Source organism: Flavobacterium cyclinae, from assembly GCF_021172145.1.
Classification (GTDB): Bacteria; Bacteroidota; Bacteroidia; order Flavobacteriales; family Flavobacteriaceae; genus Flavobacterium; species Flavobacterium cyclinae.
This window is the reverse complement of the sequence record NZ_CP089095.1, coordinates 1,111,473-1,124,475: the sequence shown is the minus strand read 5'-3', so window position 1 is coordinate 1,124,475 and position 13,003 is coordinate 1,111,473. Positions and strand designations below refer to the sequence as shown.

Annotated in this window: 13 protein-coding genes; 11 read left to right on the top strand and 2 right to left on the bottom strand. The window is 32.6% G+C overall.

The features are described 5' to 3' along the window. Nucleotides 1-31 precede the first annotated feature (31 nt). The 4 genes from LOS86_RS05370 (at nucleotide 32) to LOS86_RS05355 (ending at nucleotide 3,143) form a co-directional block, all read left to right on the top strand. On the top strand, nucleotides 32-1,120 hold the full coding sequence (locus LOS86_RS05370; protein ID WP_231843598.1) for a MauE/DoxX family redox-associated membrane protein: 1,089 nt from the start codon (nucleotides 32-34) through the stop codon (nucleotides 1,118-1,120). Between the two features lie 144 nt (nucleotides 1,121-1,264). Then, nucleotides 1,265-1,765, top strand: coding sequence for a TlpA family protein disulfide reductase (locus LOS86_RS05365; protein ID WP_231843597.1), 501 nt, complete (start codon nucleotides 1,265-1,267; stop codon nucleotides 1,763-1,765). 99 nt (nucleotides 1,766-1,864) lie between these two features. Beyond that, nucleotides 1,865-2,614, top strand: coding sequence for a triose-phosphate isomerase (tpiA, locus tag LOS86_RS05360; RefSeq protein WP_231843596.1), 750 nt, complete (start codon nucleotides 1,865-1,867; stop codon nucleotides 2,612-2,614). 136 nt (nucleotides 2,615-2,750) lie between these two features. Then, entirely contained in the window at nucleotides 2,751-3,143 is a 393-nt protein-coding gene (locus LOS86_RS05355; protein ID WP_231843595.1) for a DUF1801 domain-containing protein, read from the top strand. Nucleotides 3,144-3,175: 32 nt separating this feature from the next. Here LOS86_RS05355 and rho read toward each other — a convergent pair whose 3' ends face one another. Continuing rightward, on the bottom strand, nucleotides 3,176-4,927 hold the full coding sequence (rho, locus tag LOS86_RS05350; protein WP_231843594.1) for a transcription termination factor Rho: 1,752 nt from the start codon (nucleotides 4,925-4,927) through the stop codon (nucleotides 3,176-3,178). Nucleotides 4,928-5,113: 186 nt separating this feature from the next. Between rho and LOS86_RS05345 the strand changes: the two genes are divergently transcribed. Beyond that, complete coding sequence (locus LOS86_RS05345; RefSeq protein WP_231843593.1) at nucleotides 5,114-5,524, top strand: DUF4293 domain-containing protein; 411 nt, start codon at nucleotides 5,114-5,116, stop codon at nucleotides 5,522-5,524. Between the two features lie 108 nt (nucleotides 5,525-5,632). Here the strand turns inward: LOS86_RS05345 and LOS86_RS05340 are convergent, their stop codons facing one another. Further along, a complete protein-coding gene (locus LOS86_RS05340) occupies nucleotides 5,633-6,127 on the bottom strand; it encodes a metallophosphoesterase family protein (RefSeq protein ID WP_231843592.1) in 495 nt (164 codons plus the stop codon). Nucleotides 6,128-6,224: 97 nt separating this feature from the next. On the opposite strand from LOS86_RS05340, the gene truA reads away from it, so the two are divergent. The 6 genes from truA to LOS86_RS05310 all read left to right on the top strand — a co-directional run bounded on the left by truA (nucleotide 6,225) and on the right by LOS86_RS05310 (nucleotide 12,998). Continuing rightward, nucleotides 6,225-6,971 carry a tRNA pseudouridine(38-40) synthase TruA gene (truA, locus tag LOS86_RS05335; protein ID WP_231843591.1) on the top strand — a complete coding sequence of 249 codons (747 nt, stop codon included), beginning with the start codon at nucleotides 6,225-6,227 and terminating at the stop codon, nucleotides 6,969-6,971. A 38-nt stretch (nucleotides 6,972-7,009) separates the two neighbouring features. After that, nucleotides 7,010-8,761: an ABC transporter ATP-binding protein gene (locus tag LOS86_RS05330; protein WP_231843590.1), complete on the top strand. Its 1,752-nt coding sequence runs from the start codon at nucleotides 7,010-7,012 to the stop codon at nucleotides 8,759-8,761. A 419-nt stretch (nucleotides 8,762-9,180) separates the two neighbouring features. Next, entirely contained in the window at nucleotides 9,181-10,569 is a 1,389-nt protein-coding gene (gene lpdA, locus LOS86_RS05325) for a dihydrolipoyl dehydrogenase (protein ID WP_231843589.1), read from the top strand. Nucleotides 10,570-10,649: 80 nt separating this feature from the next. After that, the gene (locus LOS86_RS05320; protein WP_231843588.1) at nucleotides 10,650-10,961 is read left to right on the top strand and encodes a hypothetical protein; all 312 of its coding nucleotides are present in this window, start codon (nucleotides 10,650-10,652) and stop codon (nucleotides 10,959-10,961) included. Nucleotides 10,962-11,065: 104 nt separating this feature from the next. Further along, nucleotides 11,066-11,644 (top strand): hypothetical protein, encoded by a 579-nt coding sequence (locus LOS86_RS05315; protein ID WP_231843587.1) that lies wholly within the window; start codon nucleotides 11,066-11,068, stop codon nucleotides 11,642-11,644. 124 nt (nucleotides 11,645-11,768) lie between these two features. Next, nucleotides 11,769-12,998, top strand: a complete 1,230-nt coding sequence (locus tag LOS86_RS05310; protein WP_231843586.1) for an ATP-binding protein — start codon at nucleotides 11,769-11,771, stop codon at nucleotides 12,996-12,998. The last annotated feature ends 5 nt before the right edge of the window (nucleotides 12,999-13,003 follow it).

Here is a 13,003-nt window from a genome sequence, read left to right as displayed (position 1 = left end):
AATTGTATTTTTATCAAAAATCAAAAAAAGCATGAAAAAAGAAAACTTAAGTTGGATTTTACGCCTTATTATTTCTGCCTTATTTATTGTTTCGGCTGTAGCCAAATTATATCCATCGCCGTATTTTGCAATTTCTACGTTTGAAGTAAAACAATTATATCCATTAGGATTTTCAGAAGGTTTTGCTCCTTATTTTTCAAGAATTTTAATCGGAATTGAATTTGCCCTTGGAATTGCAATTTTATTAAAAGATTACTTGAAAAAAATTACGATTCCGGCTACAATATTATTGTTATCGGTATTTGTAATTCACTTAAGTTACACGACTTTCATTAGTGGAAATTCAGGAAACTGTGGTTGTTTTGGAGAATTACTACCAATGACTCCAGTAGAAGCCATCATTAAAAACATCATTGCGATTGGATTGTTAATTTGGTTAATCAAATTACTACCTGCTGACGGAAAATCAAATTTTTGGTTGTTGAAATCGGTTGGTTTGGGTTGTGTTTTAGCCCTTTTTATGCTGGCTCCAATTCGCCCTGTTGAAAAAGTTACGGAAGAACCAACTTCTGAAATTCAAGAAAATTTAGGCGTTGTTGCAGATTCTACATCTTTATTAACAGTTGAAATTCCAGAAACTGAAGTGCCAACAACAAATGTTCCAACAGTTGAAAATCCTGAAGTTGATGTAAAAAAAGCTGAAGAAACTCCTACAAAAGTAAAATCGGGTTACGAGAAATATTTTCCAGGAATTGATACCGATAAGAAAATTCTGTGCTACTTTGTACCAGGTTGCGACCATTGTATGGATACCGCAAAAGAATTGAACGAAATGCGTAAAAAAGACAAGAATTTCCCTCCTATTTATGTGATTTTCATGAATGAAGAGCCTGAAAAAGTTCCAACATTCTTTGAATTTGCAGGTACTAAATTCCCATACAAAATGATTGATGTAATTCCGTTTTGGACGGAATTAGGAGATGGCAGAGACACACCTGGAGTAAAATATCTTTGGAATGGTAACGAATTCAAATACTACGACGGCATTAATGAAAATAAATTCAACGGAGCTGAATTCAAAAAATTAATTAAAAAACCGTATTCGGAATTAAAAAAATAATTATTAAACACATAGCAACATAGAAAAGTTAAAAGCGATATCTAATGTGATAAAATCCAAAGATTTTATTCTGTAAAACTTTTATACATAGTAATTAAACTAAAAACTATGTACCTATGTGTTTTTAACCTAAAAAAGTAAAATATGAAAAAAATATTCGTTTTAGCAACCATGCTAATCAGCGTTTTAGGATGTGCACAAAAAGAAGAAACAAGCTTTAAAAATGAAAGTTTGAATTATGTTTTAAAAACAACTGAAGACCAACCAATTTCTTTTCAGGAAATCTTAAAAAAACATGAAGGAAAGACAATATTTATAGAAATTTGGGCTTCATGGTGTTCCGATTGCGTAAAAGCCATGCCTGAAGTAAAAAAATTAAACCAAACTTATGGTAAAGACGTTGTTTTTGTAAACTTATCCTTTGACAAAACAGTTGAAAAATGGATTCAAGGAATTGAAAAATATGAAGTGGAAGGTGAAAATTATTTCATTGGTGACAATATGAAAGGAACATTCGGAAAATCATTAGACGTTGATTGGATTCCAAGATATTTAATAGTGGACAAAACGGGTAAAATTGTTTTATATCGAGCTATTGAAAAAGATTTTGACAAAATAAAAGAAGTATTAAACAAGGTTAAATAAATGTCGAATCTTCGCAAACCTTTGCGTAATTTTATTGCAATCAACTAGCAAAAAAGTATTCAAATTAGTACTTTTGAATTCATTAAAAATCATAATCTAATGAGAAAAAATATCGTTGCCGGAAATTGGAAAATGCACAAAACACAAAAAGAAACTGTTGCATTACTAGAAGAAATTATCGCAAAAAAACCTAATACAACTACTGAAATTATTGTAGCACCAACGTTTGTTAACTTATCAAAAGCTGTTGAAATAACCAATGGGAAAGGAATTACAGTAGCTGCACAAAACATGCATCAAGCAGAAGGTGGCGCTTTTACAGGCGAAATTGCAGCTTCTATGTTGACTGATATTGGAGTTAACACTGTCATCTTAGGTCACAGTGAAAGACGAGCGTATTTTCATGAAACCGATGCTTTATTGGCAAGTAAAGTGGATACCGCTTTAAAACATGAAATGCGAATTATTTTCTGTTTTGGAGAAGAATTAAAAGACAGACAAATTAATAACCATTTTAATATTGTTGAGAATCAATTACGAGATGGATTATTCCATTTAGAAAAAAAAGATTGGGCGAATATTGTTTTAGCATACGAACCAGTTTGGGCTATTGGAACAGGTGAAACCGCTTCTCCGGAACAAGCACAAGAAATGCATAAATTCATTAGAACGTTAGTAGAAAAAGTGTACGGTTTCGATATTGCAGACAACTTGACTATTTTATACGGTGGAAGTGTTAAACCAGATAACGCCAAAGAAATCTTTTCAAAACCTGATGTGGATGGTGGTTTAATTGGTGGTGCTGCTTTAAAAGCAGATGACTTTTTAGCTATTGTAAATGGGTTTTAATTTGTTTGGAACACAGATAACATAGATTTAACGGATTTTCACCGATCTTTTAAATGTGTTATTTCAAAATAAAACTATTATTAAACTCCGAGACTTCTCGGAGTTTTTTATTACATTTGGTTGAAACAATAGTTTTATGAATCTAGATATTCAGGCATATAATAACTCGCAATCTGCAGAAGACAAATTAATCTGTTATATATTAGCAGAACAAATCAACTTACAATTACCCGAAGCAGAAAATAAAATTTGGCATGCACATCCTGTCTGGTTTTTAGAAGAAAATCCGATTGTAGGTTACAGCAAACAAAAGAAAGGCATCCGATTGCTATTTTGGAGCGGAAAGTCATTTGAAGAAACTAAACTCAATGTTTTAGGAACAAAATTTCAAGATGCTTCTATTTTTTATAATTCGGTTAACGAAATAGATATTACCGATTTAAAAACTTGGCTACAAAAAGCACAAGAAATTCAGTGGGATTACAAGAATATTGTAAAACGAAAAGGCATTTTGGAAAGACTAAAATAAAAAAACTCCGATTTTCATCGGAGTTTCTATTTTTATTCATTCATCGAAATTAAGAATTCTTCGTTGTTTCTGGTTTTCTTGAAACGGTCGTGGATGAAATCCATAGCTTCTACTGGGTTCATATCGGCTAAATATTTGCGCATAATCCACATTCTTTGAATGGTATTTTCATCTAATAATAAGTCATCACGACGCGTACTTGAAGAAACCAAGTCGATTGCAGGGAAAATACGTTTGTTGGCAATTCTTCTGTCCAACTGTAATTCCATGTTACCTGTTCCTTTGAATTCTTCGAAGATAACTTCGTCCATTTTAGAACCGGTTTCTGTTAATGCGGTTGCAATGATACTTAACGAACCTCCATTTTCTACATTACGAGCCGCTCCAAAGAAACGTTTTGGTTTTTGTAACGCATTTGCATCAACACCACCACTCAATACTTTTCCAGATGCTGGTTGTACCGTATTGTAAGCTCTTGCTAAACGAGTAATCGAGTCTAATAATATCACTACATCGTGACCACATTCTACTAAACGTTTTGCTTTTTCTAAAACAATATTGGCAATCTTAACGTGCTCTTGTGGTTCTCTATCGAAAGTAGAAGCAATTACTTCACCACGTACGCTACGTTGCATATCTGTTACCTCTTCTGGACGTTCATCAATCAATAATACAATTAAATAAACTTCAGGATGATTCGCAGCAATAGCATTCGCAACATCTTTTAACAACATCGTTTTACCCGTTTTTGGTTGGGCTACAATCATACCACGTTGTCCTTTTCCAATTGGCGAAAACAAATCAATAATACGAGTTGAAATAGTACTACTACGTTCTGCTAAATTGAATTTTTCTTTTGGGAAAATTGGCGTTAAATGATCAAAAGCAATTCTATCACGCACGACTTGTGGGTCATGACCGTTGATTTTCAATACTTTTACCAATGGGAAATATTTTTCTCCTTCTTTTGGAGGACGCACTACTCCTTTTACTGTATCACCCGTTTTTAATCCGAACAAACGAATTTGAGAAGTTGACAAATAAATATCATCTGGAGATGCTAAATAGTTGTAATCAGACGAACGTAAAAAACCGTAACCATCCGGCATCATTTCTAAAACACCTTCACTTTCGATAATTCCGTCGAACTCATAATCAGGTTCTCTGAAATTTGGTTTTTTATTCTGATGTGGGTTCTGATTTTTATTAGTATTCCCATTTGTACCATTTGTTCCTTCAGTAGCAATATTCTTTTTGTAATCAGGATGGTTGGGATTATTTTGATTCGCTTTATGATTTGGATTTTTAGGCTGAATCTTTTCTTTTGAGGTGTTTTCGGCTACTATGGTTTCAGTTGTAGCTTTTTCTTCAGAAGCAGTAACTTCTTCTTTGTTTTCAGTAGGTAAAGGCTTCTTATTTTTAAAATCTTTACGAGGTGATTTTGTACTTGTTTTTGGAGCCGCTTCTAAAACTTCTGTTTCTTTCTTCTCTGGTTGTTTCTCTTCCACTTTTACAGGTTCAGAAAACAAATCTTTCTTTTCTACAGTTGGTTTAGCATTATCCTTTTTGGGAGCAATTCTTGCTCTTTTTTCTTTAGGCTTTTCAGCCGTTGGTTCAGGAGTTTTTTCTGATTTAATAACTTCAGGTTGTGCCGCTTGCAAATCTAAAATCATATATACCAAATCGTCTTTTTTTAGCGAACGGTATTTATTGATTTTCGCAACTTTTGCAATCTCTTGCAAATCAGAGAGTTTCATCTCCTTTAATACTTCAATATCAAACATGGATATAAGTTGAATAAAATTGTTGATTGAGTTAAAAACAAAAAATGATGGATTTTTTTTGAGATGTAAGGTGTCGTAGAATGAAGTACTTACGACTAATACATTGCAATAATACGAATAAATTTGAATATAACAATAGTTTTAATTGAAAAGAAATACTATTTTTGCTCAACAAAATAATTTGAAATGATACAAAGAATTCAAACGGTTTATATGGCTATCAGCGCTATTGCGATGGGCGCTTTGCCTTTTGTGTTTTCTTTATGGACAACAACCGATAAAAAAGAAGTGTTTTTTACTTCATCTTTATTGTATATTGTTTTATTTGTCGTTTCAGCATTATTAGCGATTTTTAGTATTTTAAATTTTAAAAAGAGACAACATCAATTTGTATTGAACAGATTGAACATGATATTTAACTTTATTTTACTAGGATTTTTTGTGTATCGCTCGCTAAACTTATCCGGAGAAACGGAAGTTTCTGAGAAGGGTATTGGGATGTTTCTTCCTGCAATTTCTATCGTTTTATTAGTCTTGGCCAACAAGGCAATAAAAAAGGACGAAGATCTCGTAAAATCTGTTGATCGATTACGATAAACCTATCATCTTAGTTTATTAGTGCGTGAAAAATCCGATTCGAAAGTTTCGGATTTTTTTTATTTAAACTAAACACTGTGACTGAAAACTGCAACTGAATACTTAAGACTATTTCTTTCCTAGTTCAATTACTTCCAAACTCTGAATTTTATCGCCATCAATTTCAAAACGCAACATCGTACGAACATGGTGAAAACCATATTTTCCACAAGCACCCGGATTCATATGCAATAAATTCAACTTCTTGTCGAATTGGACTTTTAGAATATGCGAGTGGCCACAAATAAATAATTTCGGAGGATTTTTTGTGATTTCGGCACGAATTGCCTGATTGTATTTGTCGGGATAACCCCCAATATGAGTAATCCAAACATCAACTCCTTCACAGAAAAAACGATTGTTTAACGGGAATTCTAAACGCGCTTTTTCATCGTCGATGTTGCCATAAACGGCACGAAGTGGTTTTAATTCTTTAATCGTATCGGTGATTTCTAAATTTCCAATATCACCTGCGTGCCAAACTTCATCAGCTTGATTGACGTATTTTAAAATGGCATCATCAAGGTGACTGTGCGTATCGGATAACAAAAGAATTTTCTTCATAAAGCAAAATTAAGTTTTTATTATCACAATTTGAAACGAACTTTACTTTTGAATTTTGTAAATTTGCAAGCTATTTAAGAAAACGAAAAAGCCAATTTTGAGATATTTCATAGAATTTGCCTATAACGGAAAAAACTTTCACGGATTTCAGAGTCAGCCTGACGCCGCTTCGGTACAGGAAACTTTGGAAAAGGCGCTTTCTACCCTTTTCAGAGAAACTATCGCCATCGTAGGTGCCGGAAGAACTGATTCAGGAGTACATGCCAAGCAAATGTATGCGCATTTTGAAAGTAATTTGGAATTGGATTCCGACTATTGGACACACAAATTGAATTCGTTTTTACCGCCGTCGATTGTAGTGTATCGTCTTTTCAAAGTAGCTGATGATGCTCATGCGCGTTTTGATGCGACTTCGAGAACTTACGAATATTACATCCACACATTTAAAGATGCGTTTATTACTCATGGAAGTTGGTATCATTCCCATCATTTGGATTTGGATAAAATGAATGAAGCCTGTAAAATTTTATTCGAATACATTGATTTTGAGTGTTTTTCGAAAGTACATACCGATGTGAATACCTTTAATTGTAAAATTTCGGAAGCACATTGGAAACAATCAGGAAATCAGCTTATCTTTACCATCACTGCTGATCGATTTTTACGCAATATGGTGAGAGCTATTGTGGGAACTATGGTAAACATTGGTTTAGGCAAAATAGAAGTCGCTGATTTACGCACCATCATCGAAAGTAAAAACAGAGGAAAAGCCGGATTTTCAGTTCCAGCACACGGATTGTATTTGGTGAAAGTAAAATATCCATATATTGATTATAGAAAATAGATTTTAGAAAACAGAACAAAGAATAAAGAAATAGATAAATGAAGCTCATTAAATCCAATTCATTAAAAAAAGTATTGCTCTATGCGAAGCCTTACCAAAAAAGGTTCAATTGGGTAATCGTTTGGGCTATCTTACTTTCTATTTTCGCTGCAGCGCGTCCGTATTTATTGAAACAAACGGTAGACGAATACATCAAACCTGAAGATAAACACGGATTACTTCTCTATGTAGTTTTAATGGCAGTTGTACTTTTGTTAGAGGTTTTAGCACAATTTTACTTTACCTATTGGGCAAATTGGCTTGGACAAGACATTATTAAAGACATTCGCGATAAATTATTCCATCATATCACTTCGTTTAAGATGAAGTATTTTGATAATGAACCTGTTGGGAAATTGGTAACGCGCTCGGTTTCGGATATTGAATCGATTGCTAGTATTTTCAGTCAAGGTTTGTTTATGATTGTAAGTGATGTGCTTAAAATGATTGTGATTTTAGGAATCATGTTCTTCATGAACTGGAAATTATCATTAATCGTACTCTTGGCCATGCCAGTCTTAATTTACGCTACTGATATTTTTCAAAAGAAAATGAAAGTGGCTTTTAACGAAGTTCGAAACGAAGTAGCCAACCTAAATACTTTTGTACAAGAGCGATTAACCGGAATGAAAATTGTACAATTGTTTAATAGAGAGGCGATTGAACTTGAAAAATTTAAAGAAATCAATCAAAAGCACAACAAAGCTTGGTTGAAAAATATTTTGTATAACTCCATCTTCTTCCCTATTGCTGATATTGTTTCATCGTTAACTCTTGGTGCGATTGTCTATTACGCTGGAATTTCCATTATAAATGGTGACACATTAACCACTGTTGGAGATTTATTCGCTTATACAATGTTAATCAACATGTTATTCAACCCATTACGCCAAATTGCTGATAAATTCAACGTAATGCAAATGGGAATTATTGCTGCAGATAGAGTTTTTGAAATTTTAGAAAAAGACGAAAACGTTCAAGACAAAGGAACAGTTGAAGCCTCACATTTTAAAGGATTCATTCAATTGAAAGACGTTCGTTTTAGCTATATTAAAGATGAAGAAGTTTTAAAAGGCATTAATTTAGAAGTACAACCTGGCGAAACTATTGCTATTGTAGGAAGTACCGGTGCTGGAAAATCGACTATCATCAATTTATTGAATCGTTTTTACGAAATTGATTCGGGCGAAATTACTATTGATAATCGTAATATTAACGAATACACTTTAGAAAGTCTTCGTAAGCAAATTGCGATTGTATTGCAAGATGTTTTCTTATTTGCGGATACCATTTACAACAATATTACACTACATAACGAAGCGATTACTAGAGAAGATGTAATCATTGCAGCAAAGAAAATTGGGGTGCACGATTTTATCATGAGCTTACCTGAAGGCTACGATTATAACGTTAAGGAGCGTGGTGTAATGCTTTCTTCTGGCCAACGCCAATTGATTGCCTTTTTAAGAGCATACGTGAGTAATCCAAGTATTTTAATTTTGGATGAAGCGACTTCGTCAATCGACACACATTCTGAAGAACTAATTCAAAAAGCTACGGAAACCATTACTAAAGATAGAACTTCTATCGTAATTGCTCACCGATTAGCGACTGTAATCAACGCGAGTAAAATCATTGTAATGGATAAAGGGCAAATCGTAGAATTCGGAACACATAGCGAATTGGTGAATAAGCCAAATGGTTATTATAAGAAATTGTACGATTCGCAGTTTGCTGTGGAGGTTGAGTAGTTCCGTAAGTCGCAGTCTTCAGTCTCAGTCACAGTTTGTCATGTTGCTAAGCATCTTTTGAACAAGTGATAAGTTTTTAGAACGCGGATAACACAGATTAAAAAGATAATCGCTGTTTTACTTTGCGTTTCTTAGCGTAAAACTTTGCAAACTTTGCGGTTAATCTTTTTTACACAGAGATTCATAGAGTTTTTTTAATTTGATTTGTGTTGAGAGCTACACAGAGTCCGAAGCTTCGGACGTTACACTTTTATACTTGAAATTGAATTTGACCTTGAACTTGAATATAAATCACAGATTTCCTATGCGTTTCTTTGCGTAAAACTTTGCGTCCCGAAATTTCGGGATTTGCGTTTAAACTTTTAAAATAATTCCTTAAATTCGCAACTTATAAATAAAACTGAAATACTTTATAAAAAATGAAATACGATATCATAGTTTTAGGAAGTGGTCCTGGTGGTTATGTAACTACTATTAGAGCATCACAATTAGGCTTCAAAGTAGCCGTTATCGAAAAAGAAAATTTGGGTGGAATTTGTTTGAATTGGGGTTGTATTCCAACGAAAGCATTATTAAAATCAGCTCAAGTTTTTGATTACCTAAAACATGCTTCAGATTACGGATTAACCGTTAAAGAATTTGATAAAGACTTCAATGCTGTAATTGCACGTTCGCGTTCGGTTGCAGAAGGAATGAGCAAAGGAGTTCAATTCTTAATGAAGAAAAATAAAATCGACGTTATTGATGGTTTTGGAAAAGTAAAACCAGGAAAAAAAGTTGACGTTACTGCTGCTGACGGAAAAGTTACTGAATATTCAGCAGATCATATCATCATTGCAACAGGAGCGCGTTCTCGCGAATTACCAAACTTACCTCAAGATGGTAAAAAAGTAATCGGATACCGCCAAGCAATGACATTACCTGAGCAACCAAAGAAAATGATAGTTGTTGGTTCTGGTGCGATTGGAGTTGAGTTTGCTCATTTCTATAACGCAATGGGAACTGAAGTTACTATTGTAGAATTCATGCCTAACATTGTTCCAGTGGAAGACGAAGACATCTCAAAACAATTTGAGCGTTCGTTGAAAAAAGCAGGAATCAACGTAATGACGAATTCTTCTGTGGAACGAATTGATACTTCTGGAAATGGAGTAAAAGCATTCGTTAAAACTGCAAAAGGAGAAGAAGTTTTAGAAGCAGATATCTTATTATCGGCGGTTGGAATTAAAACCAACATCGAAAACATCGGATTAGAAGAAACAGGTATTGCTACCGATAGAGATAAAATCTTAGTTAACGCGTATTACCAAACAAATGTTCCAGGTTACTACGCTATTGGTGACGTAACTCCAGGACAAGCTTTAGCACACGTGGCTTCGGCGGAAGGTATTTTATGTGTGGAAAAAATTGCAGGAATGCATGTTGAACCATTAGATTATGGAAACATTCCAGGTTGTACGTATGCTACTCCAGAGATTGCTTCTGTAGGTTTAACAGAAAAAGCAGCAAAAGAAAAAGGATACGAAATCAAAGTGGGTAAATTCCCATTCTCAGCTTCTGGAAAAGCAAAAGCTGCTGGAACTCCAGACGGATTTGTAAAAGTAATTTTCGATGCGAAATACGGTGAATGGTTAGGTTGCCACATGATTGGTGCCGGTGTTACCGATATGATTGCAGAAGCAGTTGTAGCGCGTAAATTAGAAACAACAGGACACGAAATCTTAAAAGCAGTTCACCCTCACCCAACCATGAGTGAAGCGGTTATGGAAGCGGTTGCTGATGCTTACGGTGAAGTAATTCACTTATAGTATATAGAAAAAAAATAGATTTTATAAAAATAGATTAAATCCGATTTGTGTAAGCAGGTCGGATTTATTATTTTTATAAAATGAAAAATTACATCGCTAAATTATTATATGCTAGTGGCTTACTACTTTTCCTTCTGGGATTTGTAATGGACTATTATCATTTTTCATCTACAAGCCATAGATTCAGTCATAGAATACATGCTGTTAGTGAAAATCATATTGATGGGTTTAGTTTAAAAGTTATTGGCTTTCTTGTTTTTCTTATGGGTATTGTTGCTTTTTATGGAAAATCAGCAAGAATTACTACAAACCCAATTGATAATTTCAAAAAAGCTCGAGATATGGAGAGATTAATGAAACTTATCAGAAAAAACAAAAAATATCCCAAATAAACTTTCTAAAAATCATGTTCGAACTTTTCTTTATAATTTTATTTGCTGTCTTATTCTTTTATCTCATTAAAGCTTTCAAAGAAGATAAAATCGAAAGACTTGAAATGAGAAAAAGACTTATGGAAGATGTGGATGAAACTCCCTATTACTCGATAACTGATGAAGAAATTGAACGCTATAAAGCACTATTTCTTAATGAACAGATTCTTTCTATCAAGGTTTTTCAAATAAATAACACTTTTTATGACATAAAAAATAAGCGTGAATATATGATTGATGGAGGTATTGAATTTCATTTACCAAAAGGATATTTATGCTTTGGATTTTCTTCTTATTTTGATCAGTACATATTAAATTCAGAACCTTTTCAAAAAAATTATACGCATGAAAATGAATATGAATTAACCCCAAATGAAGTTCCTGAAATTTTCAATTTAATTAATAAAAAAATCATCGATGTAAAAATCAAGTGTAAAGAGTTTCATGAAATTATTGATTACACTATGCAAACTCAAAAAATAAAGAAACCCATCGAAATAATTTTAAAATTTGAAAATGGCGAAATACTTCAAGTATCAAGTGTCAATTTTGATTTAGGAGAAAATTCAGAACCTGAAAATTATGTATATTCCAATGAAAATGAAATTCTAATTGCCTTTAAAGAAACCAAAATAAAATCTTAAAACGAAATCCGATTTGTGTAAGCAGGTCGGATTTTTTAATCTTTAAAAATCAAATCTCTAAAATAATTAATTATCGAAATTTTCTTTTTTTACAAGTTTCGATAATTATTATTATCTTTGAAATATGGAAAATTATACAAATCGAAAAGAATACATAGATAAATTATTTTCATACAAAGATAAAGATCTTATTAAAGTTGTCAGTGGCTTGAGAAGATCTGGAAAATCTACTTTATTGGAAATATACAGGGAACTACTACTTAAAAATGGAATTGAACAAAAACAAATCCAATTTTACAATTTTGAATTACCTGAAAATTATGTCAATAAAAGTTGGGACACTATTTACTTTGAAATTAAAACGAAACTTGTAGAAAACAAACCAAATTATATTTTCTTAGACGAAGTTCAGAATATCCCATTATTTGAAAAATTAGTGGATGGGCTTTTTGCATCACAAAATGTTGATGTTTATATTACAGGTTCTAACGCCTATTTGTTAAGTAGCGAATTAGCAACTTTATTAAGTGGTCGTTATATAGAAATCTCTATATTACCATTTTCTTTTAATGAATATTTAACGGCAAGAAATATTGATACAAAAAATAAGTATTTGAATTATGAGACTTTATTTTTTGATTATATTAATGAAACATCACTACCAAAAGGAATAGACCTTCGTGATGCTGGATTTGACAAAATTTATGAATATTTAGAAGCAATTTATAAAACTATTATTGAAAAAGACATAACCCAGCGCCATAAAATTAACGATAAAAGAGCATTTGAAAATATTTTAAAATTTGTAGCATCAAATATTGGTAACGCATTATCACCTAACAATATATCAAATATTTTAAAGCAAGACGGACAAAGTATCCATCATGCAACAGTGGAAAAATACATAGACTATTTGGTAGGAAGTTTTGTATTTTATAAAGTAAATAGATTTGACTTAAAAGGGAGAAAACAACTTGCTACACAAGAAAAATATTATTTAGTAGATATGGGATTCCTCAATGTATTAGTTGGTAAAGAACGGACAACAGAAAGAGGACACATTTTAGAAAACATAGTATATTTAGAACTACTTAGAAGAGGAAATAAAATTTGGACAGGTACAACCAGAAACAATGAAGTTGATTTTGTATGTAAAACAAAAACAGGAGAAATTGAATATTATCAAGTAGCATGGCAAATGAATAGTGATAAAACAATAGAACGAGAATTTAGTTCATTAGAAAAAATTAAGGATAACTATCCAAAATTTCTCCTTACAACTGATAATTTTACTCAGAACAGAAGTGGTATAATTCATCTCAATGTTTTTAATTGGCTCATAAATTCGAATTAAAATAC